This window comes from Streptomyces sp. NPDC031225 (assembly GCF_055570355.1).
The window spans coordinates 276,059-301,826 of sequence record NZ_JBVIHJ010000008.1 but is presented as its reverse complement, the minus strand read 5'-3'; the positions used below and the strand labels follow the sequence as shown (position 1 = coordinate 301,826).

General features: G+C 71.8%; 22 protein-coding genes and 1 pseudogene. 13 read left to right on the top strand and 10 right to left on the bottom strand.

Annotation, left to right across the window (positions count from 1 at the left end; genetic code table 11):
* The 6 genes from ACZ48Z_RS16820 (at position 1) to ACZ48Z_RS16795 (ending at position 7,253) form a co-directional block, all read left to right on the top strand.
* Entirely contained in the window at positions 1-942 is a 942-nt protein-coding gene (locus ACZ48Z_RS16820) for a Zn-ribbon domain-containing OB-fold protein (protein ID WP_468736594.1), read from the top strand.
* Positions 939-2,003, top strand: a complete 1,065-nt coding sequence (locus ACZ48Z_RS16815; RefSeq protein ID WP_468736593.1) for a thiolase domain-containing protein — start codon at positions 939-941, stop codon at positions 2,001-2,003. The genes ACZ48Z_RS16820 and ACZ48Z_RS16815 overlap by 4 nt, the downstream gene beginning before the upstream one ends.
* The gene (locus tag ACZ48Z_RS16810) at positions 2,000-3,166 is read left to right on the top strand and encodes a thiolase domain-containing protein (RefSeq protein ID WP_468736592.1); all 1,167 of its coding nucleotides are present in this window, start codon (positions 2,000-2,002) and stop codon (positions 3,164-3,166) included. The genes ACZ48Z_RS16815 and ACZ48Z_RS16810 overlap by 4 nt, the downstream gene beginning before the upstream one ends.
* Before the next feature lie 95 nt (positions 3,167-3,261).
* Entirely contained in the window at positions 3,262-3,504 is a 243-nt protein-coding gene (locus tag ACZ48Z_RS16805) for a DUF397 domain-containing protein (protein WP_328744573.1), read from the top strand.
* A 239-nt stretch (positions 3,505-3,743) separates the two neighbouring features.
* Entirely contained in the window at positions 3,744-6,626 is a 2,883-nt protein-coding gene (locus ACZ48Z_RS16800) for an ATP-binding protein (RefSeq protein ID WP_468736591.1), read from the top strand.
* Positions 6,627-6,758: 132 nt separating this feature from the next.
* The gene (locus ACZ48Z_RS16795; RefSeq protein ID WP_468736590.1) at positions 6,759-7,253 is read left to right on the top strand and encodes a hypothetical protein; all 495 of its coding nucleotides are present in this window, start codon (positions 6,759-6,761) and stop codon (positions 7,251-7,253) included.
* A 163-nt stretch (positions 7,254-7,416) separates the two neighbouring features.
* Here ACZ48Z_RS16795 and ACZ48Z_RS16790 read toward each other — a convergent pair whose 3' ends face one another.
* Together ACZ48Z_RS16790 and ACZ48Z_RS16785 are read right to left on the bottom strand one after the other, a co-directional pair.
* Positions 7,417-9,393, bottom strand: coding sequence for an N-acetylmuramoyl-L-alanine amidase (locus ACZ48Z_RS16790; RefSeq protein ID WP_468736589.1), 1,977 nt, complete (start codon positions 9,391-9,393; stop codon positions 7,417-7,419).
* A 276-nt stretch (positions 9,394-9,669) separates the two neighbouring features.
* On the bottom strand, positions 9,670-10,809 hold the full coding sequence (locus tag ACZ48Z_RS16785; RefSeq protein ID WP_468736588.1) for an aminoglycoside phosphotransferase family protein: 1,140 nt from the start codon (positions 10,807-10,809) through the stop codon (positions 9,670-9,672).
* Positions 10,810-11,063: 254 nt separating this feature from the next.
* On the opposite strand from ACZ48Z_RS16785, the gene ACZ48Z_RS16780 reads away from it, so the two are divergent.
* Entirely contained in the window at positions 11,064-12,557 is a 1,494-nt protein-coding gene (locus ACZ48Z_RS16780; protein ID WP_468736587.1) for a DNA-binding protein NsdB, read from the top strand.
* Between the two features lie 82 nt (positions 12,558-12,639).
* Here the strand turns inward: ACZ48Z_RS16780 and ACZ48Z_RS16775 are convergent, their stop codons facing one another.
* A complete protein-coding gene (locus ACZ48Z_RS16775) occupies positions 12,640-14,064 on the bottom strand; it encodes a PP2C family protein-serine/threonine phosphatase (RefSeq protein WP_468736586.1) in 1,425 nt (474 codons plus the stop codon).
* Positions 14,065-14,599: 535 nt separating this feature from the next.
* On the opposite strand from ACZ48Z_RS16775, the gene ACZ48Z_RS16770 reads away from it, so the two are divergent.
* The gene (locus ACZ48Z_RS16770) at positions 14,600-15,013 is read left to right on the top strand and encodes an SsgA family sporulation/cell division regulator (RefSeq protein ID WP_468736585.1); all 414 of its coding nucleotides are present in this window, start codon (positions 14,600-14,602) and stop codon (positions 15,011-15,013) included.
* A gap of 60 nt (positions 15,014-15,073) precedes the next feature.
* On the opposite strand, the gene ACZ48Z_RS16765 is transcribed toward ACZ48Z_RS16770, so the two are convergent.
* On the bottom strand, positions 15,074-16,171 hold the full coding sequence (locus ACZ48Z_RS16765) for a baeRF3 domain-containing protein (protein WP_468736584.1): 1,098 nt from the start codon (positions 16,169-16,171) through the stop codon (positions 15,074-15,076).
* Between the two features lie 89 nt (positions 16,172-16,260).
* On the opposite strand from ACZ48Z_RS16765, the pseudogene ACZ48Z_RS16760 reads away from it, so the two are divergent.
* Positions 16,261-16,539, top strand: a pseudogene (locus ACZ48Z_RS16760) (amino acid permease); the annotation flags it as partial.
* A gap of 258 nt (positions 16,540-16,797) precedes the next feature.
* Here the strand turns inward: ACZ48Z_RS16760 and ACZ48Z_RS16755 are convergent.
* A complete protein-coding gene (locus tag ACZ48Z_RS16755; RefSeq protein ID WP_468736583.1) occupies positions 16,798-18,405 on the bottom strand; it encodes an alpha/beta hydrolase in 1,608 nt (535 codons plus the stop codon).
* A gap of 272 nt (positions 18,406-18,677) precedes the next feature.
* Between ACZ48Z_RS16755 and ACZ48Z_RS16750 the strand changes: the two genes are divergently transcribed.
* Entirely contained in the window at positions 18,678-19,409 is a 732-nt protein-coding gene (locus ACZ48Z_RS16750; protein ID WP_468736582.1) for a chaplin, read from the top strand.
* 79 nt (positions 19,410-19,488) lie between these two features.
* Here ACZ48Z_RS16750 and ACZ48Z_RS16745 read toward each other — a convergent pair whose 3' ends face one another.
* Entirely contained in the window at positions 19,489-19,968 is a 480-nt protein-coding gene (locus tag ACZ48Z_RS16745; protein WP_468736581.1) for a nucleoside deaminase, read from the bottom strand.
* Between the two features lie 67 nt (positions 19,969-20,035).
* Positions 20,036-21,250, bottom strand: a complete 1,215-nt coding sequence (locus tag ACZ48Z_RS16740) for an MFS transporter (protein ID WP_468736580.1) — start codon at positions 21,248-21,250, stop codon at positions 20,036-20,038.
* A gap of 58 nt (positions 21,251-21,308) precedes the next feature.
* Here ACZ48Z_RS16740 and ACZ48Z_RS16735 point away from each other — a divergent pair, with 58 nt between their 5' ends.
* Both ACZ48Z_RS16735 and ACZ48Z_RS16730 read left to right on the top strand, forming a co-directional pair.
* On the top strand, positions 21,309-21,686 hold the full coding sequence (locus tag ACZ48Z_RS16735) for a MerR family transcriptional regulator (protein WP_468736579.1): 378 nt from the start codon (positions 21,309-21,311) through the stop codon (positions 21,684-21,686).
* 41 nt (positions 21,687-21,727) lie between these two features.
* The gene (locus ACZ48Z_RS16730) at positions 21,728-22,504 is read left to right on the top strand and encodes a GNAT family N-acetyltransferase (protein ID WP_468736578.1); all 777 of its coding nucleotides are present in this window, start codon (positions 21,728-21,730) and stop codon (positions 22,502-22,504) included.
* 103 nt (positions 22,505-22,607) lie between these two features.
* Here the strand turns inward: ACZ48Z_RS16730 and ACZ48Z_RS16725 are convergent, their stop codons facing one another.
* Together ACZ48Z_RS16725 and ACZ48Z_RS16720 are read right to left on the bottom strand one after the other, a co-directional pair.
* The gene (locus ACZ48Z_RS16725) at positions 22,608-23,489 is read right to left on the bottom strand and encodes a GNAT family N-acetyltransferase (protein WP_468736577.1); all 882 of its coding nucleotides are present in this window, start codon (positions 23,487-23,489) and stop codon (positions 22,608-22,610) included.
* A 170-nt stretch (positions 23,490-23,659) separates the two neighbouring features.
* Complete coding sequence (locus ACZ48Z_RS16720) at positions 23,660-23,923, bottom strand: GlsB/YeaQ/YmgE family stress response membrane protein (RefSeq protein ID WP_468736576.1); 264 nt, start codon at positions 23,921-23,923, stop codon at positions 23,660-23,662.
* A gap of 230 nt (positions 23,924-24,153) precedes the next feature.
* Here ACZ48Z_RS16720 and ACZ48Z_RS16715 point away from each other — a divergent pair, with 230 nt between their 5' ends.
* The gene (locus ACZ48Z_RS16715; RefSeq protein WP_468736575.1) at positions 24,154-25,587 is read left to right on the top strand and encodes a hydrolase; all 1,434 of its coding nucleotides are present in this window, start codon (positions 24,154-24,156) and stop codon (positions 25,585-25,587) included.
* Here ACZ48Z_RS16715 and ACZ48Z_RS16710 read toward each other — a convergent pair.
* On the bottom strand, positions 25,580-25,753 hold the full coding sequence (locus ACZ48Z_RS16710) for a hypothetical protein (protein WP_468736574.1): 174 nt from the start codon (positions 25,751-25,753) through the stop codon (positions 25,580-25,582). The two genes, ACZ48Z_RS16715 and ACZ48Z_RS16710, sit on opposite strands and share 8 nt — an antisense overlap.
* Positions 25,754-25,768: the final 15 nt, after the last annotated feature.

The window sequence follows — 25,768 nt, the reverse complement described above, 5'->3', positions numbered from 1 at the left end:
ATGCCCGACGTGCTCAAAGCCCCCCTGGTCGTCGAATTTCCCTTCACCCGCTCTCTCAGCCCCGTCCAGAGCGCCTTCCTGACCGGTCTTCGTGAACGCGTGGTCCTCGGGGTCAAGACCCGCGACGGCCGCACCCTGGTCCCACCCGTCGAGTACGACCCCGTCACCGCCGAGGAGATCAGCGAACTCGTCCACGTCGGCATCACCGGCACCGTCACCACCTGGGCGTGGAACCACGAACCCCGCCGCGGCCAGCCGCTGGACACGCCCTTCGCCTGGGTCCTGGTCAAGCTCGACGGCGCCGACACCGCCCTGCTGCACGCCCTCGACGCCCCGGGCCCCGACGCCGTCCGCACCGGCATGCGCGTCCGCATCCGCTGGGCCGAGGAACCCACCGGCGCCATCACCGACATCGCCTGCTTCGAGCCGGACGACGGAGACGAATCCGCCGTCACCGTCCACGCCGGCGAGTTCGAGGACCCGGTGCACGGCATCGTCGCCCAGGCCCGTCTCGACTACACCTACTCACCGGGCCGCGCCCAGACCGCCTACATCAACGCCCTCGCCGAACGTCGCGCCGTCGGCGAGCGCTGCCCTTCCTGCCGCAAGGTGTACGTCCCGCCGAGGGGTGCGTGCCCCACATGTGGCGTGGCCACATCGGAACAGGTGGAAGTGGGGCCGGGCGGCACGGTCACCACGTTCTGCATCGTCAACATCAAGGCGAAGAACCTCGACATCGAGGTGCCGTACGTCTACGCCCACATCGCCCTCGACGGCGCCGACCTCGCCCTCCACGGCCGCATCGGAGGTATCCCCTACGACCAGGTGCGCATGGGTCTCAGGGTCGAGCCGGTGTGGAGCGAGGGCGGCAGCTACCCGGACCACTACCGGCCGACCGGCGAACCGGACGCGGACTACGAGACGTACAAGGAGCTTCTGTGACCAGCGAAGCAGCCCCGGGGCCCCGCGACATCGCCGTCGTGGCCTTCGCCCAGTCCGACACCCTGCGCACCACCTCGGACGTGTCCGAGGTGGAAATGCTGATGCCGGTCCTGCACGACGTCCGCGCGCAGACCGGCCTCAGGGCCGCCGACATCGGCTTCACCTGCTCCGGCTCCTGCGACTACCTCGCGGGCCGCGCATTCTCCTTCACCCTCGCCCTGGACGGCGTGGGCGCCTGGCCGCCGATCTCCGAGTCGCATGTCGAGATGGACGGCGCGTGGGCCCTGTACGAGGCGTGGATCAAGCTGCTGACCGGGGACGCCGACACCGCGCTCGTGTACTCCTACGGCAAGTCGTCGCCCGGCTCCCTGCGCGATGTGCTCACCCGCCAGCTCGACCCGTACTACGTCGCCCCCCTGTGGCCCGACTCCGTCGCCCTCGCCGCCCTCCAGGCCCAGGCACTCATCGACGCGGGCGACACGGACGAGCCGGAACTGGCGGCGATCGGCGCCCGCAGCCGTGCGACCGACAACCCGCGCGCCCAGCTCAAGGGCCCGGTTCCGCACGGCGACTACCTGGTGCGGCCGCTGCGTACCGGCGACTGCCCGCCCATCGGCGACGGGGCGGCCGCCGTGATACTCGCGGCGGGGGAGCGGGCCAGGCAGCTGTGCGAACGCCCCGCCTGGATCCGCGGGATCGACCACCGCATCGAGGCGCACTCGCTCGGTGTCCGCGACCTCACCGACTCGCCGTCCGCCCGCCTGGCCGCCGAGAAGGCGGGCGCCTTCGAACGGCCCGTGGACACCGCCGAGTTGCACGCGCCGTTCACCTCCCAGGAAGTCGTCCTGCGCAAGGCCCTCAGGCTCGGCGACGAGGTCGTCGTCAACCCGTCCGGCGGGGCCCTCGCCGCCAACCCCATGATGGCCGCCGGGCTCGCCCGCATCGGCGAGGCAGCCGCCCGCATCCACCGGGGCGAGTCCGACCGGGCCCTCGCCCACGCCACCTCCGGGCCCTGCCTGCAGCAGAACCTGGTCGCCGTACTCGAAGGGGATCCCCGATGAGCAAGGAGCCCGTGGCCGTCGTAGGAATCGGCCAGACCAAGCACGTCGCGGCCCGCCGGGACGTGTCGATCGCCGGGCTTGTCCGGGAGGCTGCCCGAAGGGCGCTCGACGACGCCGAGCTGACCTGGGCCGACGTCGACGCCGTGGTGATCGGCAAGGCGCCCGACTTCTTCGAGGGCGTCATGATGCCGGAGCTGTACCTGGCCGACGCGCTCGGGGCGGTGGGCAAGCCGATGCTGCGCGTGCACACGGCGGGCAGCGTCGGCGGCTCCACCGCACTGGTCGCCGCCAACCTGGTGGCCTCCCGCGCGCACTCCACGGTGCTCACCCTCGCCTTCGAGAAGCAGTCCGAGTCCAACGCCATGTGGGGCCTGTCCCTCCCGATCCCCTTCCAGCAACCCCTGCTGGCCGGCGCGGGCGGCTTCTTCGCGCCGCACGTGCGCGCGTACATGCGGCGCACCGGTGCCCCCGACACCGTCGGCTCGCTGGTGGCGTACAAGGACCGCCGCAACGCCCTCAAGAACCCGTACGCGCATCTGCACGAGCACGACATCACCCTGGAGAAGGTCCAGGCCTCGCCCATGCTCTGGGACCCGATCCGCTACTCGGAGACCTGCCCCTCCTCCGACGGCGCCTGCGCGATGGTGCTCACCGACCGGGCCGGTGCGGCGCGTGCTCCCAGGCCGCCGGCCTGGATGCTGGGCGGCGCCATGCGCAGCGAGCCCACCCTCTTCGCCGGCAAGGATGCGGTGTCGCCGCAGGCCGGCAAGGACTGCGCGGCCGACGTGTACCGGCAGGCCGGGATAGCCGACCCGCGCCGGGACATCGACGCCGTCGAGATGTACGTGCCGTTCTCCTGGTACGAGCCCATGTGGCTGGAGAACCTCGGTTTCGCCGACGAGGGCGAGGGCTGGAAGCTGACCGAGGCCGGGGTCACCGAGCTGGACGGCGACCTGCCCGTCAACATGTCGGGCGGCGTCCTGTCCACCAACCCGATCGGCGCCTCCGGCATGATCCGCTTCGCGGAGGCCGCGCTCCAGGCCCGCGGACAGGCCGGGGAACACCAGGTGGACGGTGCCCGCAGGGTGCTCGGGCACGCCTACGGCGGCGGATCCCAGTTCTTCTCCATGTGGCTCGTGGGGTCCGAACCCCCGGATGCGTGAAATGCCCGCGGAAAGGTCCCCCTCACGTGGCCTGTCGGCAGCCGAAGTGGATCGCTAGGCTGGCCGCGGACGACGCAATCGGGAGGAGCACGGACGTGGCCGAGACCACCATCCAGCAGCAGCCGCTCATGGGCTGGGACAAGCCGGAGCTGGACCTGAGCAACGCCGATTGGCACTCGAGCAGCCGCGGTCGGGGTGATGTCCAGATCGCCTTCGTCGAGGGGTTCATCGCGATGCGCAACAGCGGCCGCCCGGAGAGCCCCTCCTTGATCTTCACCCCCGCGGAGTGGGGCGCGTTCGTGTCAGGGGCGCGGGAAGGAGAGTTCGACCTCACCTGAGGGTGAACACAGGGGTGTGCCGCCCGGGACAGGACACCGACGTCGCACTCGCCGCGGCGAGTGCCGTCGGCGGGCTGACCTACGGGCTCGCCGTCCTGTACGAACTCGTCTTCTAGGCAGGTCCCGAGTGGGCCGACAAGGGCCCGTTCGGCACGTCGGAAGCGTACGCTGAGGTGCCTGTAGGTCACGGTGCGCGCTCGCTCCCCGCGCGGGTCCGCCATCGTGACGGGGGGTGCGCCATGGTGCAGCGCAGCGCGCGCAGCAGAAGGACTCTCCTGGAACGGGAGAGTGAACTCGCCGCCATCGACGAGGCGTTGGGAGAGCTCACCGGGCTGCGCACGGACGGCGCCGAACCCCGCACGGGCCCGCGCGGCGCCCTGCTCGCCGTCGCCGGCCGGGCCGGCATCGGCAAGACGACCCTGCTCGCCGAGGTCCGCCGCCGCGCCGCCGCCCGGGGCTGCACCGTACTGGCCGCCCGCGGCGGCGACCAGGAGCAGCGCGTCGCCTTCCATGTCGCCCGGCAACTCCTGCAACCCCAGTTCGCCGGCGCGGCCGAAACCGATCTCCGCGCACAGCTGGGCAGTTGGTACGACATCGTCGGTCCCGCACTCGGCCTGTGCGCCCCCACCGACGGAGCGCCGCCCGACCCGCAGGGCCTGCGCGACGGACTCGACTGGGTGCTCACCCACCTCGCCGTCCTGCGCGCCCCCATGGTGCTCGTGCTGGACGACGCCCACTGGGCCGACCCCGAATCGCTGCGCTGGCTGGCCGCGTTCGCACCCCGGGCCGAGGAACTCCCGATCCTGGTCGTCGTCGCCTACCGCCCCGACGAACTCCCCGACCACGCCGAACCGTTCAGGGCACTTCCCGGCCGGGCCGGCGGACGCCCGCTCGACCTGGAACCGTTCAGCGCCTTCGCCGTCGCGCGCATCGTGCGGGAGGCGCTCGGCGCGCACGCCGACGACGCGTTCTGCCGGGAGTGCTGGGCCGTCACCGCGGGCAACCCCTTCGAGACGGTCGAGCTGGCCGCCAAGGTGCGCGACCGCGGATTCGCCCCGACCGAGAGCGCGGCGCACCTGCTGCGCGATCTCGCGGCCGCGGTGAAGGGCAGCGGCCTGGTCGCCCGCCTGGAACGCCTCGGCGCCTCGACCGTCCGCTTCGCCTGGGCCTGCGCCGTCCTCGGCACCGAGATCCATCCGCTGCTCGCCGCCGCCGTCGCCGGGCTCGGCCACGAGGAGGCCGCCGACGCGGCCGACGCGCTGCGCGGCGCGCGCATCCTCACCGGCGTGGAGTCCCTGGAGTTCGTCCACCCGCTCATCGCGACCGCCGTGTACCGGGCCATCCCGGCCGGGTTCCGGGTCGCCCTGCACGGCCAGGCAGCCTGGTGCGTGGTCAACGAGGGCCGCGGCTCGGCCGCCGCCGCCCGCCACCTCCTGGAGACCCACCCCGACAGCGACCCCTGGGTCGTCCAGCAACTGCGCGCCGCCGCCGCCGAGACCCTCCGCTCCGGCGCACCCGACGCCGCCCGCAGCTATCTCGCCCGCGCCCTGCGCGAACCCCCTGCCTTCGAGGACCGGGCCGCCGTCCTGTGCGAACTGGGCAGCGCCTCCCTGCTCACCGAACCGGCCACCACGGTCAACCACCTGCGCGCCGCCCTCGAAGAGCCCATCGCCGCACCCGACCTGCGCCACCGCATCGTCTACCGGCTCTCGCAGGTCCTCGCCCACAGCGACCGCCTGGCCGAGGCGTCCGACACCCTCGCCCACGAGATCAAGGTCACCGGCGACGCCCGCGTCAAGCTGCGCATGGTCGCCGAACAGTTCATGTGGGACGCCTTCCGCGCCGACGAACACGACCACCCCGCGCGCTCCCGCCGCCTCACCAAACTCGCCGACCGCCTCACCGGCCGCGACCTCACCGAGCGGTACATCATCGGCCTGCGCACCTGGGACGCGGTCCTGCGCGGCGAGCCCGCGCACGTCGCCCTCCACCACGCCGAGCGCGCCCTCGCGGGCGGCCTGGGCTGGGCCGACCCCGACCGCGGCTTCGAGGTACCCGTCCTGGTTTCGCTCGCCTTCATGTACGCCGACCGCCCCGGCCGCACCGAGGAACTCTTCGCCGCCGGGATCGCCGACTTCGAACGGCAGGGCTGGCGCGGCGCCCACCTCTCCTTCGCCTACACCCTCCTCGCCTACGTCCGCTTCCGCCGCGGCCGTCTCGCCGAGGCCGAGGACTTCGTCCGCGCGGGACTGCGTCTCGCCGAGCGAGTCGGCCCGGGGACCCCGGCCCACTGGTACGCCGTGGGCATCCTCATCGAGGTCCTTCTCGCCCGCGGCCGGGTCGCCGAGGCCGCCCGGGTCGGCGAGGACTACTCCTTCAACGCCCCCTTCCCGGCCGTCGTGGTCTTCCCCGACGCCCAGACCGTGTACGGCGAGCTGCTGCTGGCCCGCGGCCTGCCCAAGGAGGCGGCCGCCGAGCTGGCCGCCGCGGGCCGCCGCCTGGAACCGCGCGGCGTGCGCAATCCCGCCTGGTGCCCCTGGCAGCTCCACCTGGCCCGCGCCGAGAGCCACGAGGCACCGGAGCGTGCCGTCGCCACCGCCCTCGAAGCGGTCGCCCGCGCCCGCCAGTTCGGCGCCCCGTCCGCCGTCGGCCAGGCACTGCGGCTGGCCGCGGAGGTCTCCTCGGGATCGGCCCGCGTGAAACTCCTGGAGGAGTCCGTCACCCACCTGGAACGCTCCCCGGCCGCATACGAGCTCGCCTGCGCACTGGTCGCCCTCGGCACCGAACTGCGCCGCACGGGCCGTGCCCGCGAGGCCGCGGAACACCTCTACCGGGGCCTCGACACCGCGGTGCAGTGCGGCGCCGACGGCCTGGTCGACACCGCGCGCGACGAACTGGCCGCCGCCGGTCTGCGCCCGCGCCGGCTGCACAGCACGGAGACGGACACCCTCACGGCACGCGAGCGCACGGCGGCGAACCTCGCCGCACAGGGGCGCACGGAGGTGGAGACGGCGAAGGAGATGCACGTCGACGAGGCGACAGCGGTACGCCTGCTGTCTGCGGTCTACCGGAAGCTGGGAACGGACAGGACCGGCCTGAGGGACGTGGCCGATCCCGCCTGAGGGGCGCGGGCCGTGGCGATTGAGCATGCGGGGGCGAGGGCCGTATCGGGGTGCGGCGGCGCCCGTGCGCGCGATCAACGTCCGCTCACCCGCGGTAGCCCGACCACCTGCGCGCCCCGTTACCATGGGCACATGTCGTTCCTCCGCCGTCGCGCCACTCCCGCCGGGCCAGACTTCGACGTACTGGCCATGGACCCGGGCGACTGGCCCGGCAATCTCGGCGCCGGGCTCCTGCCCGCCCCCGACGGCACCTGCCAGGGTGTCTTCCTGCGCTACGACCTCTTCGGCGGCCGCGGCCCCGCGATGATCATCGGCAACCTCCCCGAGGGCTCCCCGGCCCGCGAGGTCCCCGAGGGCCAGGTCCCCTTCGAGGTGGCCCAGCTGCTGATCGCCCTGGAGAACGACGAGGAGGTGACCGTCGTCAGCGGTGAGGACATGCCCGTGATGCAGGGCGACAACCTCCTGATCGTGCGCCGCCTCAAGCTCTCCGAGAGCCGGATCTCCTGCGTCCAGTTCGACCGCAGCGACAACGTCCAGGTGACCATCGCCGCCTGGGACCGCCCCATCACGGACGACCTCTACGCACTCCTCAAGCCCCTGCCGGCGGAGCTGTTCCAGCAGAGCTGACCCGCCGGGGGCGGTCCGTCGCCATCGGGGCGCCACCCCGCCCCAGGGCCAACCCGCCCCGCGCCACAGGCTGTCGGAGGGGCCGGCGACAGGCCGGCGGCCGCACCCGCGAGGGGTGGAGCCGCCACCTGCCGGACGTCCCCCACGGGGGAAACCGTCCCGATCAGTGCCGGACCGAACGCTTCACGTCGACGTCCGCCGCCCGCACGAACGCCACCCGGTGGCCGTACTGGATCTCGTAGTACAGGTCCTTCCCGACCACGACCCGGTGCGAGTCGGTCGTGAACGTCACCGCGTAGTAGTACTCGCCCGGCACCCTGGCGCCGACCACGTACCTCTGGCCCTTGAGCACCTTGTACGGCAGCGGCGACACCGCCTGCGCGGGCACCCCCGTCGGATACGCGGAGGCCTCGGGGTAGGCGCGGCCGTACACCGGGACGCTGTCGAGTCCTTCCTTCGGTGTCACGACGAGACCGGAGGCGTTGACGGCCGTCGGGTTCTTCCCCGGGTTCCTGAACCAGGCCTTCTGCCCCAGGTACCAGATCGCCGTCCAGTCGCCCGAACGGTCCGCGACCGCGTACTGCTGGCCGGTGGAGACCCGCGACGACAAATCGTTGACGTCGGTCGTGGGAGCCCTGCCGACACCGATGTCCGAGATGAGGGGAGCACTCTCGTCGGGTGCCGAGTAGAGCCGCACCTCGCTCGAACCGTGGGCCACACAGGGCTGACCCTTGGTGACGCAGCCCGTGTACTGGGGCTGGTTGGCCGCGTAGTCGGGCCGGATCGTCACCAGGCCGCCCCGCTTGCCGGCGGTGGCCTTGAACGGGTGGCCCAGCAGCTCGAAGTAGTGCCGCCAGTCCCAGTACGGGCCGGGGTCCGTGTGCATGCCCGAGACGGTCGACGTCGTCGGGCCCGGCACGTTGTCGTGACCGATGATGTGCTGCCGGTCCAGCGGGATGCGGTACTTCGCGGAGAGGTACTTCACCAGCCGCGCCGAGGACCGGTACATAGCCTCCGTGTACCAGGCGTCCGGATTCGCGAGGAAGCCCTCGTGCTCCAGGCCGATCGACTTGGCGTTGATGTACCAGTTGCCCGCGTGCCAGGCCACGTCCTTCGCCTTCACATGCTGGGCGATATGACCGTCGGTCGAGCGCAGGGTGTAGTTCCACGACACATAGGTCGGGTCCTGCACCAGGTTGAGGACACCCTCCCAGGCGCCCTCCGTGTCATGGATGACGATGTACTTGATGCTCTGCGACGCCGGGCGGTCGCCCAGGTCGTGGTTGCCGTAGTCGTTGTTCCCGAACTCCTCGTACGGCGCCGGGATCCACTCGCAGGACACCGTCTTCGGGCACTCGGTGTCGCCGCCGCCCGCCGTGCGCAGCCCCGTCCGGGCGAGCTGGGCTGTGTCGGGGGCGAGCTTCGGCTGGGCGGCCAGGGCGATCTGCTGGCCGGCGTCGGTGGTGCGTTCCTCGCCGGTGCGGAGCACCTCGTAGACGTCGTTCGCGTACGCCGCCGCCGTCGCGCTGTCGTCCGCGCCGGAGAAACGGGCCACCGCGCCGTACCAGTCGGCAGGGTCCTGGCTCAGCGGCTCGCCCAGCTCCTTCTGGGCGGCGGCCAGCAACGCGGCCCCGCCGGCGACGTTCGCCGCGGGATCGGTGCGCAGTTCCCCGGCGCTCAGACCGGTCAGTCCGGCCGCCTTCGGCAGGGTCTCCAGCCGGGCCGGGATGTCGGTACTCGCCGGAATTCTCGTCTCGGGCAGCAGGGCGGCGCGGGCGTTGTCACCGCGGGCGTCCTCCGTGCCCTCGCTGTGGTGCGGTGCCGAGGCGAGTGCGGTACGGGCGTCGGTGAGGTGCATCGGACCGTAGCCGCCGGTGACGCTCGGCGCCCCGGCGTGGCCGTCCCAGCGGGACTGGAGATAGGAGACGCCGAGCAGGACGCTCTGCGGCACGTGGTACTCGGCGGCGGCCGAGGCGAAGGCCCGCTGGAGGCCCGCCGAGGAGCCCGCGGACACGGACGGGCCCGCCTCGGACGGGGCGGCGCCGAGCAGGGGCAGCAGCAGCGCCGCGCCGGCCAGCGTGCCGACCACTCTCCTGGCGGGGCCGGGGGCTCTGTTGGGGTCGGGCGTGGATCCTCGCAATGCAGCCTCCTGGGACGGTCGGGCTCGATGAGCCGTGCGGGGCCGGGCGTGCGTCAGTGGTACCGGCTTGCCGACGATCCGTCAATCATGCCCAGGGGCAGGCGATTTCCCATGTCAATGAGGGGTGGCGGGAGTTTCGTGGCGGCTGCTTCCAGGCCTGCGGGGCGTCAGTGGTGTACACCAATGTCCCGCTGTCGGGAACCGCGCGGAGGAGCCGCACAGCCGAAGGTCCGCGGTGCGCCGTTCCACCGGGCGCTCCGCGGACCTTCGTCCCCGTCAGCGAGTGCCGACCGCCGCACGCACGGCCCGACGGGCCAGCTGGCAGTCGTCGTGCAGCCGCCTCAGCAGCAGCCGCTGTTCCTCGCCGGACGGCGCGGCACCCGGGTGGGCCGGGCCCGGTGCCACCGGGGCCGAGTCGTGCATCGAACGCTGCACGGCCATCTCGTAGGTGCGGATCTCACGGGTCAGGACGAGCATCAGGTTCACCAGGAACGCGTCCCGCGAGGCAGGGCCCGCCGTCTGGGCGATCTGACTGATCTGACGGCGGGCCACCGGGGCGTCGCCGAGCACCGACCACAGGGTCGCCAGGTCGTACCCCGGCAGATACCAGCCCGCGTGCTCCCAGTCCACCAGCACTGGACCGGCCGGTGAGAGCAGGATGTTCGAGAGCAGAGCGTCGCCGTGGCAGAACTGACCCATGCCCTGCCGGCCCGCCGAGTGCGCGATGCCGTGCAGCAGCTTCTGCAGGTCGCCCATGTCCCGGTCGGTCAGCAGACCCAGCTCGTGGTAGCGGGAGATCCGGGCCGCGTAGTCGAGCGGGGCGTCGAAGGTGCCCGCCGGCGGTCGCCAGGCGTTGAGCCGGCAGACCGCGCCGAGCGCGGCCCGGATGTCCGCCCGCGGCGGAGCCTCTGCGGGGTGCCGGTGCAGTGCCGCCACCCGGCCGGGCATCCGCTCGATGACCAGGGTGCAGTTCTCCGGGTCCGCCGCGATCAGCCGGGGCACGCGCACCGGGGGCCGGTGCCGGACGAACGAGCGGTATGCCGCTATCTCGTGCCGGATCCGCTCCGCCCATGCTGGTGAGTGGTCGAGTAAACACTTGGCGACGGCCGTGCTGCGTCCCGTCGTGCCGACCAGGAGCACGGAGCGTCCGCTGCGGCGCAGCACCTGCACCGGGGCGAACTCCGGGCAGATCCGATGCACCGACGCGATCGCCGTGCGCAGCTGGGCGCCCTGAGGGCCGGACAAGTCGAGTCTCCCGCTGAGCGGTTGGGTGCCGAGCCCCGGAAGCCGCCGTGCCCTGCCCGTACCCGGTACGGGGGCCGTCGGCCGCGCGGGGTCGAGGTAGGGGCCGCCGCCCGCCGGACGGAGATGCGGCGACCGGGGCGGGGCGGACACGGAGGACGATGCTGCGTACATGGGCGAGACAGATCCCTTCGTGTGCCTGCTGTGCCTGGAGAAGCAGTGCGCTGCCCGGCCCGGTCGCCCGGCCGCATCCTGGGGAATGCGTCCGCCTTGTCAGGACGGCGACCGGGTCGGGGTGGCGCGTTCCTACCTGACACCAGATGTGCAGTGGCACACCATCTGGCGCACCCTGGCGAACCCTGGCGAATAGTCCCGGAGCAACTGACACGGGGCTACTGTCAACTCAGCCGAGAACCTGGGGGCTTGACGTGAGCGGACAACCCAACACCCGACTTTCGGACCTGTTCGGCCTGGCCGGCTGGTCCAAGGGTGAACTCGCGAGGCTGGTCAACCGGCAGGCGGCGGCCATGGGCCACCCCCAGCTCTCGACCGACACCTCCCGGGTGCGGCGTTGGATCGACATGGGGGAGATCCCACGCGATCCGGTGCCGCGGGTGTTGGCGGCTCTGTTCACCGAGCGTCTCGGCCGTGTCGTGACCATGGAGGACCTCGGTCTGGTCCGGCACGGGCGTACGGGAAAACGGCAGGGCGACGGGAGTGCTGAACATCCCGACGGTGTGCCGTGGGCGCCCGAACGGACCGCCGCGGTCCTCACCGAATTCACGGGAATGGACCTCATGCTCAACCGACGCGGCTTGGTGGGTGCGGGCGTCGCACTCACCGCGGGATCAGCACTCAGCAGCGCCATGCACGACTGGCTGCACACCGACCCGGCCCTCACCGCCGATGCCCCCCAGTTCCACGACCCCCTGCACGCCGACCCCGCCGGGTACGACCGTTACGAGGCCGCCCCCATCGGGTCGCAGGAGATCGAGGAACTGGAGCGCTCGGTCGAGGTGTTCCGGGCCTGGGACGCGGCCCGCGGCGGCGGCCTTCAGCGCAAGGCGGTCGTGGGCCAGCTCAACGAGGTGGGCGGCATGCTCGCCTACCGACACCCCGACCATCTCCAGCGGCGCCTGTGGGGCGTCGCCGCCAACCTGGCCGTCCTCGCGGGCTGGATGTCCCACGACGTAGGCCTCGAACCCACGGCCCAGAAGTACTTCGTCATCGCCGCCCATGCCGCGCGAGAGGGCGGTGACCGGCCCCGCGCCGGCGAGGCGCTCTCCAGGGCGGCCCGTCAGATGGTGCACCTGGGCCGCCCCGACGACGCCCTCGACCTGATGAAGCTCGCCCGGTCCGGCTCCGGCGAACAGGTGCTGCCGCGCACCAGGGCGATGCTCTACACCATCGAGGCCTGGGCACAGGCCTCCATGGGCAAGGGCCAGGCCATGCGCCGCACCCTCGGACAGGCGGAGGACCTCTTCGTCTCCGACCGGGGCGACGTCCCGCCGCCGAGCTGGATGCAGACCTTCAAGGAGGAGGACCTGTACGGCATGCAGGCCCTGGCCTACCGCACTCTGGCGGAGCACGATCCCGGCGCCGCCGCGCACGCCCAGCACTACGCGGAGAAGGCCCTCGCCCTGCGGGTCGACGGCCGTCAGCGGTCGAAGATCTTCGACTTCCTGTCGATGGCCTCGGCCTGCTTCATCGCCGACGACCCCGAACAGGCGGACCGGTACGCGCGGTTGGCGCTGATCTCGATGGGCTCCAACTCCTCCCACCGCACCTGGGACAGGCTGCGCCAGATGTACCGGCTCACCGCCGAGTTCTCCGGCTACCCGAAGATCAACGAGCTGCGCGAGGAGATCAGGCTGGCGCTGCCGAAGCCGAAGGGAAGGGGCGGCAACAGCGCACGGACGTGAGCACGGGTACAGGGGGACCGTGCCGAGACACGGCTCTTGCCGGTGCGGGGCTTCGCACGCCCGGTTCCTGTGCCGTACCCCTCTATGAAGCCACCCTGGCGATGAGCACGCATGCGTCGTCCGCGCGTTCGGTCTCACCGAACTCCTCCACGACTGTCCGCACACAGTCCTGGGCGGTGCGCGCCCCGCCGAAACGGGGGGCCAGGTCCAGGAGTCGGCTCACGGCAGCGGCGTCGCTGTGCCCGGGCACCAGTCCGTCCGTGTGCAGCAGGAGTACGTCGCCCGGTTCGAGGGTCTCCTCGGCCTGCGCGTAGACGGCTCCGGAGGTGGCGCCGAGGAGGACGCCGTCGGGGGAGTTCAGCCTGCGCCCCGTCCCGCCCCGGAACAGCAGCGGGGCGGGGTGCCCGGCCTGCGCCCAGACCAGGGTGCGGGTCTCGGGCCGGTAGCGGCAGCAAACGGCGCTGCCGAGGGCCGGCTGCACGGTGGCGTCGAGCAACTGGTTGAGCAGGGCCATCAACTGGCCGGGCTGGGTGCCGGCCATCGCCATGCCGCGTACGGCGCCCAGCAGGGTCGCCATGCCCGAGGCCACGGCGACTCCGTGTCCGGTGAGGTCGCCGACGCTGAGAAGGGTCTCGCCGTCGGCCAGTTCGAGGGCGTCGTACCAGTCGCCGCCGATCAGGGCGCTCGTCGACGACGGCAGGTAGTGGGCGGCCAGGTCCAGGGTCTCGGGGCCCTGGTGCGGGAGCCGCAGGGAACCGCGCCACGGCGGCAGCACGGCCTCCTGCAGCTCGACCGCGAGCCGGTGTTCGCTCTGCGCGCGCTGCCTGTGGCGTTGTAACGAGTCACGGGTCTCGCCCACGACCCGCTCGCTGCGCCGCAGTTCGCTGACGTCCCGCAGTACGGCCCACATCGAGGCGGTGCTGCCGTCGGCGGCCAGCACGGGCTCGCCCATCATGTGGACGGTGCGCACCGCGCCGTCCGGGCGCACGACACGGAACTCGCCGTCCATGCGCTGGGCGTCGACCAGGCAGCCCGTGACCATGGCCGTCAGCTTCGGCCGGTCCTCGTCGAGCACGAGGGAGGGGAGTTCGTCGAGGGTGAGCGGGGGAGCGGTGCGGTCGCGGCCAAGGATCTGGTACAGCTCCCCGGACCAACTCGCCTCGTCCGTCAGCAGGTTCCACTCCGCGCTGCCGACCCGGCTGAGCAACGAGCCTCGCCGGGGAGCGGGCGGCGCGGCTCGCTCGACGGGCTCCGCCCTCGACGGCACGGGTGGCGGCCCGTCCCGCAGCTGAGCCAAGTGGCCGTCCAGATCGCTGAGTTGATGGAGCGCGAGGTCGTACAGTGCGCGCTGCCAGCGCTCCTGGGGGTCCGAACCGTCGCCGGGTGCGTCCCGTCGCACGGCGTCCACGTTGCCCTTGAGCCGTCGCGCCTGCGATATGAGCGCGTCGACCGAGCCGCGTCCTGGCGGCTGGGCGGCTGGGCGGTCCGCGGAGAGGTGGGACGACATGACGCACTCCGATGCGGGGACGGTTCGACCAAGGCGGGACGGAGGGACCGTTACGACTGTGGCACAGGCCGCGACGCGCTGTAAGGGATTTGGCAGCACACGATACGGTGGTGCTTCTGGCATATGCCACAGTCTTCACGGAGCGGTCGTACCGGGCATGTCGTCTACGGCGTTCGATATCTCAAGTCGTAGGCGCAGTACGTGACTTGACGGGTCGTGGGGGTGGTCGGCCCGGTGTTCATTTGTGTGTTCGACGGTCCTGTGTTCTAAGGAGTTTGGCATAGGCGGATCGGGCCGTGCCAGAGGGTGTGGATCGCGGTCGCGGCGGTGAGGGGTGGGGTCACGGCGACCGGCGTGGTGTTGCGTGGTGGTGGATGTGTACGGGTTGGTGATCGCCGAAGGGTGACGGCACCCCATGCTGTGACGCAGGTCACATAAATTCACCCCCGCTCCGGCGTAATGCAAACGGCACCTGCGAGGTCGTACCTACACATCGGCACAACCGGCCGACTTCTCGCCCGCAGTGGAGACCGCTATGGACACGACCTTCGAGCAGCCGGCCCGCGCCCGTCTGATCACCGCGGAGAACCAGGAACTGCCTGTCCCTGCCACCCTGCGCTACAGCTCAACCGACCCGCTGGCGGTGTGCGTCGACTTTCCGCCCGAAGTCTCCCTGGACGGGCGGGGGGTGACCTGGACCTTCGCCCGAGCCCTGCTGGAGCAGGGGCTGAGCGGCCCGGCGGGTGGCGGAGACGTGCACCTGTGGCCGTGGGGCGGGGCCACCACCGTCGTCGAGTTCCACTCCCCGTTCGGCCTCGCCCTCCTCCAGTTCGACACACCCACCCTGCGCCGCTTCCTGCTGCGGACCTACGCCGTGGTCGGCGACGGCGAGGAGGACCTCGGCGAGGCCGTCGAGCAGGGGCTCAGCGCGCTCTTCGGAAGCGTTTGAGCGCTGGGCGGCTGAGCATCGGGGCGGCGTTCGGCGCCCCGATGTCCGCCCTGCCACCGTTCAGTACCGCAGGACCCCCGCGATGCCGTCGGCGCCGCCGAGGGTGCCGTCCGGTACGAAGCGGACGTCGGCACCGGTCTCCAGGCACTGTTCGACGATCTCGTCCACGATGTCCTCGCGGGCATCGAGGTCACCGCTGTCGGCCGGCATCAGATGGTCGCCGCCCCCGTCGCGCACCGTCACCCGGTAGTTCTCCTCGACGGCAAGCAGTCGCAGTCGGCCCTCCCGGGCGCTCTGCCAGATCTCGTCGACGCCGGCCGCGAACGCCCGCCGTCCGCGCGCCGATTCGAGCTCCCGGGCCACGGCTTCGGTGCTCTTGCGGGCCTCCGCCGCGACCAGTGGCCGCACCGCCTGCCACACCGCGTCCGGGGTGCCGTGCGCGAGCCCGCCGTGCGGGACGTGCACCGCGTTCCTGGTGGCACTGCCGACATCGTCCAGCGCGGACAGCGCGGCGGTCTCGCCGGTGACGTACAGCGGGCGCGGATCCTCGTGCAGGAGCTTGCCCAGCGCGGAGTCCGCCTCGCGCAGGAAGTGCCGGGTGCCCTCGTCCCGGAAGGTGCTCGGCAGATCGCCGATCCGCTCCTGGCGCTCGGCGTCGAAGTTCTCGCGGCTCCTGGACAGCGGGAAGCCGCCGGCGCGGTGCTCGGAGACCCGGTCGACGCCGCCGTTCCACAGCGTGACGTGGTCCGCGGAGACCGACAGCACCCAGAACGGCCGCTCGGAGGCCTGTGCGGAGACGAGGTTGCGGGTGAGGAAGGTGTCCGAGAGCACCACCCGCTCCGGCACTTCGCGGGCCAGCGACCACACCTGGTGCTCGCCCGGCGCGGCGAAGATCACCAGTCCGTCCTCGACGTGTGCCAGGTCGATCTCGGCGAGCGCCTGGTCGAGCTGCCGGGAGACGTCGATGCGCCGCTCCCGCGGGACGGCCGGGTCGGCTTCGAGCTGCTTCTTGGCCTCGGCCACGACATTGCGCAGCCGGACCGGATCCTGGGCGTTCTCGGGTTCGCGGCGGTGTGTCGGCGTCAGTACGGACACCGCCGGATAGGCGCGCGGGCGGCGCAGTTCGGAGAGGGTCGCAGGGCTGAGTGCGTGCTCCATAAGAGCACCATAGAACTGATTCACCGATCAGGCATTTGGGGCAACTTGATCGGGCATTCGGTGTATTTCGTTGTTAATGTGGTGATCTCATGACGAAGAACGACGCGGAGACCGAGGCTCCCGCGGCCACCGCGAAGCTGAGCCTGCCGACCCTGACCATCATGGTCGTGGGTTCCATGGTCGGCGCCGGGGTCTTCTCGCTGCCCCGCCGGTTCGCCCAGGAGACGGGCGTGGCCGGGGCGCTCATCGCGTGGGCGGTCGCCGGTTTCGGCATGCTGATGCCGGCCTTCGTCTTCCAGAACCTGGCCGTCCGCCGCCCGGATCTCGACGCCGGTGTGTACGCGTACGCCAAGGCCGGACTGCGCGAGTCCGCCGTGACGGGACTGATCGGGCGGCTGACCGCGGCCGGCCTCGTCGCCAAGGACGCGCATCCGCACGAACACCGGGCCGTGGTGCTGGAGTTGACCGACGCGGGGGTCGGCGCCCTGCGGGCCGCCCAGCCGGAGATCGACCGCTTCAACGCCGAACTGCGGGTGGTGCTGGGCGAGGACGGCTTCACCGGGGCGGCCACGGCCATGCACCGGCTCGCGCACTGGGAGGGTTAGCGCCCGGCTCACCGGCCGGTGTCAGTCGTCGTGTCCGGGCCCGCAGGAACTGCCGTTCGGCGGCAGGCTGCCGTAGAGCAGGAAGTCGTCGACCTTGCGGTGCACGCACTTCGAGGAGCCGTAACCGGTGTGTCCCTCGCCCCTGTTGTCGAGGACCACGGCCGACCCGCCCAGACGCTTCGCGGTCTCCACGGTCCACCGGTACGGCGTCGCCGGGTCCCCGCGGGTGCCCACGAGAAGCATCTTCGGAGTGTGGACGTCGCGCACCTTCTCGCGGATGTAGTCGGTGCCCTTCGGGCGGCCGTAGCACATCAGGTACTCGGTGAGGCGGTAGCGGCCGAAGACCGGGGACGCCTGCTCGTACGCGGCCCGCAGCCGGGCCAGGTCCTTGCCGATCCGGTCGGCGCCGGGGCGGTCGGGGTCGTCCGCGCAGTTCACCGCCGTCATCGCCGCCACCAGGTTGTCGAGCGGCACGTCCTCCACGTCGGCCAGGGGGCTGTCCGTAGGGTCGTCGGACGGGGTACCGGTGGTGGGGGCGGCCGAACGCGCAGCGGCGAGGAACCCGGACCCGCCGCCCGCGAAGCCGAGGACGCCCGTCGTGTCGCCCTGCTCCACCAGTTCGGCGAGCGCCCGCTCCAGCGAGGGCCACAGATCCTCGCTGTAGAGGGCCTGGCCGATGGCGCCCACGAGATCCTGGCCGGTGAAGTCGGGGCCGAAGCCCGTCGGCACCGGATCCTCGTCCAGCGAGGCGACGAGTCGTACGACCTGCTCCCGGGCGCCACGCGCGTCGGTGCCGAACGGACAGGCGATGTCCTTCACGCACCAGTCGACGAAGTTCTCCAGGGCCGTCTGCTGCCCGGCGGCACCCGCCACACCCTGCTCGGCCAGCGGCTCGGTGAGTGTGTCGACGCCGTCGAGCACCATCCGGCCCACCTTCCCGGGGAACCGGGCCGCGTACACCGCGCCCAGCCTGGTGCCGTAGGAGAAGCCGAGGTAGGTGAGCTTCCTGTCGCCCAGGGCCTGGCGCATGATGTCCAGGTCGCGCGCGGCGTTCACCGTGCCGATGTGGGGGAGCACGGGCCCGGAGTGCTTGGCGCACTGGTCGGCCGCCTTCCGCAACCGACCCAGTACGGCCCGCGGATTGTCGGTGAGGGCCGTGTCGTCGTCCGTCGCCTCCAGTGCCGCGTCGGTGCCCTCGCCGCAGCTGACCGGGGAGGACCGGCCCACGCCTCGCGGATCGAAGGACACCACGTCGTACTCGTCCGTGAGGCCCATGAACTCGTCGCCTGCGGCCGCGAGCCCGGGCACGCCGGCGCCGCCCGGACCGCCGAAGTTCAGCAGTACCGAGCCCCTCTTGTGCCGGGTCGCCGCCCGGTAGCGGGCGAGGGCCAGGTCGAGGGTGCCCGCGCGGGGCTTCGCGTAGTCGAGGGGGACGGTGACCTTCGCGCACTGGAGGTCGTCGGGGGCCTCCATGCCCACGCACTTCGACCAGCTGATCCGCTGCCGGTAGAAGCGCGACAGGTCGGGCCCCGAGCCGTCCGCGGCCGTCGCGGGAAGTCCGGCGCCGAGCAGGGCGAGCCCCATGGCTCCGAAGAGAGCGCACTGCCCCCTCGACAGCTTGGCCGGCATGGATTCCTCCAGGGACGCCCCTAGCGGACCGGATCACCGGCGCCCTCGATCACGATAAGCGGCCCTCTGACGGCACGCCTCCGCGCGAGCGGGATCACGGAACGTGCCCTACTCTTCGCCCGCTCGGTGCCGATGAGTCTGTTTTGCCTGAAGTTCGACAACCATTTCGCTCGATGGGGTGAAAGGCCGATTAGCCATAACTCCGATGGTTCGCCCGCGTTTTACGCGGTGCGGGTGAGTGCCCGCGTCGATGTCTGGAAGGCAGGCAACCTATGAGAAGGGTTACCCGAAACGGTCTCCTCGCCGTCGTCGCCGCGTCCGGGGCGATGGCCGTGACGATGCCGGTGTCCGCCGCGTTCGCGGCCGGTGGGGGCAGTACGGCCGACGGTGTCGCGGCGGGTTCGCCCGGGCTGATCTCCGGCAACACCGTTCAGCTTCCGGTGCACGTTCCGGTGAACGTGTGCGGGAACACCGTCGACGTGGTGGGGCTCCTGAACCCCGCCGCGGGCAACACCTGCGTCAACGAGGACTCCGGCGGCCACGACCGGGCGGTGTCCGGTGAACGGGCCGCGAGCGGTGACACGGCGGCGCGTGCCGGGTCGGTGCATGGCGGGGCGAGCGCTGAGGGCCACGGGACGGACTCGCCAGGTCTGCTCTCAGGCAACGGGGTGCGGCTCCCGGTCCATCTGCCGGTCAATGTCAGCGGAAACTCCGTGAACGCGGTCGGCGTCGGCAACCCGTCCTTCGGCAACGACTCCGTGAACACCTCCGGGGACCTCCCCGACGCACCCACCACCCCCGACCGGCCGACGAACCCCACGCCCGGCACTCCGCCGAAGCACGGGCCTGGCCCCGAACAGGCCGTGCCCCTGCCGCCGGACCTCGGGGCCGCCCTCGCCCACACGGGTGCGGACCCCGTCCTGCCCGCCGCGCTGGGCAGTGCCGCGCTGGTCCTCGGCGGAGCGGCGGTCTACCGCCGCTCCCGCCCGCGGGCGATGCGCTGACGGACGACGGAAGGCCCTCCCGGACATCGGCCGGCGGGGCCTCCGCCGTACGACGCCCCGCCTCCCGGGAGAGCGGATGTCAGCGCCGGTGGAACCGGTGGTGCAACTGCCGTACGGCGTCCGTCAACCCGGGGACCGGGCCCTCCACGATCACCCCGGGGGCGACCTCGTTGACCGGCAGGGCCCGTACCGGTGGGGCCGGGACGCCCAACTGGCCCAGCCACTCGGTCAGTTGCTCGGACGAGGCGACGTACACGATGCGTCCCAGACCCACCCAGGCATGCGCGGCCGCGCACATCGGACAGTGCTCGCCGGAGGTGTACACCGTCGCCGCCGCGCGTTCCGGGGGTGTCATGTGCGCCGCCGCCCAGCGGGCCAACTCGAACTCGGGATGCCGGGTGCGGTCGCCGGAGGCCACACGGTTGTGGTCCTCGGCGAGGATCTCACCGCCCGCGTCCACCAGGACGGAACCGAACGGCTCGTCCCCGGCTTCCAGCGCCTCGGTCGCCAGCTCCACGCAGCGGCGCAGATACGGCAGTTCGGTGTCCTTCACGACCATGGGATACGTCCTCCTCGCAACGAGCCTGAGCGCTCCGCCGAGAGCGCCGCGATGTCCCGGCAACTGTTCACGGTGTCACCGAGCCCCCGCGTCGCATCGGGAACGCGTCACGGCGGGCGACCACGACCACGGCCAGGGCGAGCACGAGCAGTGGCAGCGCGGTCCACGGCAGCGCCCCGGCGCCTGCGTCCTCCAGCACGACACCGCCGGTCAGTGAACCCGCGGCGATCCCCGCGTTGTACACCGTGGTCTGCAACGACGTGGCCACGTCCGCCCGTTCAGGACCCGAGGCGTCCACCAACGCCGTCTGGATGAGCGTCGGCGCACCCCCGAAGGCGAGCCCCCAGAGGGCGACCGAGACCAGCAGGATCCCGGGTACCCCGGCAGCCAGGCCCAGCGCGAGCATCACGGCCGCGCACAGCCCCAGCGCGCCCAGAAGCGCCGCCCGCAGATGCCCGTCCACCAGCACCCCCGTGATCCAGATCCCCACCACCGTCGCCGCCCCGAACACCAGCAGCACAAGCCCCGTACGACCGAAGCCGGCATGCGCCGCGAACGGGGCCACGTAGGTGTACATCACCTGGTGCCCCACCAGCAGGAACAGCGTGACGGACAGGACGGCCGGAATCCCCGGCAGCGCGGCTACCCGGACGAGCGGCACGCGTGCCTCCGGCGCCTCACCGGGAAAGGCGGGCACCCGCCACCTCACCCAGCCCACCAGCAGCACCGCGAGCCCCGCCAGTACCCCGAACGCCGCCCGCCAGCCCACAGCCCCGGCCAGCAGCGTCCCGGCGGGGACACCCAGGGACAGTGCGAGGGTGATCCCGGCGAGCACGATCGCGATCGCCCGGCCGCGCCGGTCGGCCGGCACCATCCGCGCCGCGTACCCGGCGAGCATCGCCCAGAGCGTCCCGCCCATGCCCCCGGCCACCAGCCGTGCCGCGAACGTCAGGGCGTACGACGAGGACAGCGCCACCACCGCGTTGCTCAGCGCGAAGCCGAGCAGCGCGCCGACGAGCACCGTCCGGCGCGGCAGCCCGCGCAGCAACGCCGTGAGGGGTATCGCGGCGGCGAAGGACGCCCCCGCGTACCCGGTGACGAGGAAGCCCACCCGGGCCTCGGAGACACCCAGCGCCGGAGCCATGCGGGGCAGCAGCCCCGCGGGCAGCAGTTCGGTCAGCACGGCCGTGAAGGCCGCCGTCGACAGGGCCAGCAGGGCGGACCACGGCAGGGGTGCGGGCGTGGGCAGGGCTGTGCCCTCGGCCAGGGAAGTGGTGGACATGGGACCATGCTCGGACCTTCACACCAGTGTGAAGGCAAGGGCGACCCTGGAGCGTGTCATGAGGATCGGTGAACTGTCCCGTCGCACCGGAGTCCCCACCAGGCTGCTGCGCTACTACGAGGAGCAGGATCTCCTGCACCCCGAGCGGAACCACAACGGGTACCGCGACTACGGCGAGGCGACGGTCCGGGACGTCCAGCAGATCCGCGGGCTGCTGGACTCGGGCCTGACCACCGAGATGATCCGCGCGATCCTGCCGTACCTGTCCGGGCCGGAGGAGATCCTGCTGCCGCCCGAGCACCTGACACCCCGCACGGCCGCCCTCCTGGAGGCCCACGTCGACCGCATCCAGAGCAGGATCGACTGCCTGGCCCGCAACCGCGACCGGCTGAGCGCCTACCTGGCGGCGGTGCGCGCGGAGGCCGGACGGCCGTAAACGCCATTGCCGCGGAGGCGTCCGGGTGATGAAGTGAGCGCATGGATCATGTTGCGGTACTCGCTCTCTACGACCGGGACATGCGCGAAGGCGCACAACCGGACGGCCCAGGCGCCCGTGTCGAGCGAGTCGGCGGGGTGGTCCGTCAGATCGGTGCCGAGCACGGCTGGAACGGCGTCGTCTGGTCCGATCTCGACGAGGCGAGCGCCGACAAGGCCATCGCCGAGCAGATCGCCCACTACACGAACCTCGGCCGTGAGTTCGAGTGGAAGCTGTACGGCCATGATCTGCCCATCGATCTGGGACAGCGGCTCAGGGCGGCCGGGTTCACCCCCGGGCCCGAGGAGACCCTGATGATCGCCGAGGTCGCCGGACTCACCCTGGACGCCGAGGCGCCCGAGGGGATCCGCTTCCTTCCGGTCACCGACCGGGCGGCCGTCGACCTGGTGGCGGACGTGCACGAGAAGGCCTTCGGCACCGACAGCACCCGACTGCGGCACCAACTGCAGGCCCGGCTGCAGGACGATCCCGACACCGTCGTCGCGGTGGTCGCGCTCGCCGGTGACGTGCCGGTCAGCGCGGCTCGCATGGAACTGGTGCCCGGCACCCGCTTCGCCGGCCTGTGGGGCGGCGGCACCGTCGAGGGCTGGCGCGGCCGCGGCATCTACCGCGCCTTGGTCGCCCACCGCGCCCGCGCCGCCGTGGAGCGCGGCTACCGCTATCTCCAGGTCGACGCGATGCCCACAAGCCGCCCCATCCTGGAACGCCTCGGCTTCGAACCGCTGACGATCACGCAGCCGCACGTGTACCGGCCCTAGGGCCCGTCGTCACCCTCCCGCCTGCCTCGCGATGCCAGCTACGCCCGCTCGCCGCACCGCGCTACGGACTGCTGGACGCCCGTCCAGCCGTGACGCCCGGTGATCACAGGTCGAGCTGGTACTCCACGGCCGTGTGCGTCGGTACGTATCCGAGGGCGTCGTTGACAGCGCGCATCGGCGCGTTGCCGTCCGCGGTGTCGGTGCGCAACCCGGCGAGTTCAGGGTGCCGTTCACGGGCGTGGCGGATGCCTGCGGCCTTCATCCAGCGGGCCAGGCCGTGGCCCCGGTGTCCGGGGAGTACGGCGGTGCCGTAGTGCTGTCCGTCGCCCAAGCCGTCGCCGGGGAAGACCAGTTCGGAGAATCCGACCACGCTGCCGTCCGCCGCGTCCACGGCGGCCACGGTGTGCAGCAGCTCACCTCGCCGGGCGACAGCCTCGGCCGCCGCGACCACCCGGTCCACGTCCCAGACGACCGTGCCGAAGTCCGTGCCGTCCATCGGCATGTCGTCCATCGCGCGCCGTGAGTCGGCGAACGACCGCGCCAACTGTGGTGGCACGGTGCCCTCCCACTCGGTCAACCGGTAGCCGGGGTGCGGCAGTTCGGCCATGGTGTCGAGCGCGGCCCGGTCCAGGCCGGCCAGTGGGAGCCGGGCGTGGACGAGGGTCAGCACCTGCCGGAATCCCCGCGCGGCCAGGAACGGGTCGGCGGGGGCGCCCTGGACGGCCTGGGCGATCACCGACCGCCTGCGCTCCGCCTTCGCCGCGTCCACGGCGGCCTCCAGGAGCCGGGTCCCGACGCCCTGCCGACGCTCGGCGCTGTGCACGGCGAGTTCCAGCTCGGCGAGGTGCTCCTGGCCCTCCTTGGTGAACAGCCGCAGGAAGGCGGACCCGAGCGGTACCCCGTCGTCCCCGGAGGCCAGCCAGGCGAGGCGGCGGCTGGAGACGGCGGGTCCGGGATCGGCGAGCGGGGTGATGTGGAGCGACAAGCGGGTCTCCGTCGGGGAGGCGGGTCGGGCGGTGGTTGCAGCCTGCCGCCGCGCTCCGACGCCCGCAACGGGATTTGCGGCCTGGGCCCGGACGCGCGACGGTGCGCCGGAAATTCCGGCGCACCGCCCTCTTCGCCCCTGCCGGGGTCGCGCTGTTTACCGTTCGACCGTCAGCGACGAGCCTTCGCCCGGTCCAGAGCCACCACGCCTATCGCGGCGAGACCGATCTGGATGAGCCACTCGATCCAGTCGATGCCGTTGGTGTCGGCCACGTCAAGGGCACTGGCGATCGCCGCACCGATGAGCGCGGCCACGATGCCGACCGCGATGGTCCACAGGATCCCGATCCGCTGACGGCCGGGGACCACCAGCCGACCCAGGACACCGATGATGATGCCGATGACGATGGCACTGATGATGCCCGAGATCTCCATCTCCGCCCCTTCTTCGTTGACCTTCGTGTAGTGCTGGTGCCCGCTGGAGGCGGGGACAGTCCGACTCTTGTCCTGCTGTCGGTCAATACCCGGTCAATCCTCGGCGGGTGGACCGGAATGTTCTGTTCAGCTTTCTTGGTGTCATGTACCGTTCAAATTAGTCGTGTATCTATGCGCGTAGTTCCCGTCCCCGCATCACCCTTCCCCAACTCCTCACGGAGGTATGCCGGATGCTCGGATCTACCGGACCCCGCTGCAGATTCGGCGCGGTACTCGCCGGACTCACCCTGGCCGCCACGGGCGTCGCCGTGCAGGCCACCCCCGCCGCCGCTGCCACCCCGCACCGTGTCCTCTTCGACAACGCCCACGCCGAGACGGCCGGCAACGCGGACTGGATCATCTCGACCAGCCAGCCCGACCCCACCGGGCAGGACTCCTCGCCCTCCGCCGAGACCGACTGGACCGGCGCCCTCTCCTCCTGGGGCGTGGCCCTCCAGAAGACCGGCGCCTACAGCCTCAAGACCTCGACCAGCGCCCTTACGTACGGCGGCTCCTCGGCAACCGACCTGTCGAACTTCGACACCCTGGTCCTGCCCGAGCCCAACACGCTCTTCACGGCCGCCGAGAAGACGGCGATCATGACCTTCGTGAAGAACGGCGGCGGCCTCTTCATGGTCTCCGACCACACCGGCGCCGACCGCAACAACGACGGCGAGGACGCGGTCGAGATCCTCAACGACCTGATGACCAACAACAGCGTCGACTCCACCGACCCGTTCGGCTTCTCCATCGACTCGCTCGACATCAGTTCCGGCTATCCGGCCGCCATCAGCGACAGCAGCGACCCCGTGCTGCACGGCTCCTTCGGCACCGTCACCAAGAGCCTGATCGCCGACGGCACCACGGTCACCCTGAAGCCCGCCGACAACTCCAGTGTCAAGGGCCTGGTCTACCGCTCCGGTTACTCCGGCAACACCGGCGCCTTCTTCGCCACGAGCACCTTCGGCAGCGGCCGCGTCGCCTTCTGGGGCGACAGCTCACCCATCGACGACGGCACCGGCCAGTCCGGCAACACCCTCTACGACGGCTGGAACGACACCGGCGCCACCAACGCGGCTCTCGCCCTCAACGCCACCGAGTGGCTGACCGGCGGGAGCAGCAGCGGCGGTGGCGGGGGCGGCGGTTCCACCTGCACAGCCGCCCAGCTCCTCGGCAACAACGGCTTCGAGTCCGGCAGTTCGACCTGGGCCGCGAGCAGCGGGGTGATCACCAACTCCGGCAGCGAGTCCGCGCGCACCGGCTCCTACTACGCCTGGCTGGACGGCTACGGCTCCGCGCGCACCGACACCCTGTCCCAGTCGGTGACCGTGCCGTCGGCGTGCACCACGGCCACGCTCAGCTTCTACCTGCACGTCGACACCGCCGAGACCACCACCAGCACCGCCTACGACACCCTCAAGGTGCAGGTGCTCAACAGCTCGGGAACGGTCCTGGGCACCCTGGCGACGTACTCGAACCTCAACGCGGCCTCCGGCTACACCCAGCGCAGCTTCAGCCTGGCGAGCTACGCGGGGCAGGCCGTCACCCTCAAGTTCACCGGCACGGAGGGCTCCACCCTCCAGACGTCGTTCGTCATCGACGACACGGCCCTGAACGTCAGCTGAGCCGCACCGGGACCCGCCCGGTCGCGGCCGTCACCCCGTCCGCGACGTCGATCACCGAGCGCCCGTCGGTCACCACGCGCAGCGTGCCGGCGGGCGCACGCGCGTCCGCGGTCGTCCTGCCGACTCCGGCCCGTCCACCGATGAGCCGCGCCTCCGAGTGACCCATACGGCGATGGCGGCA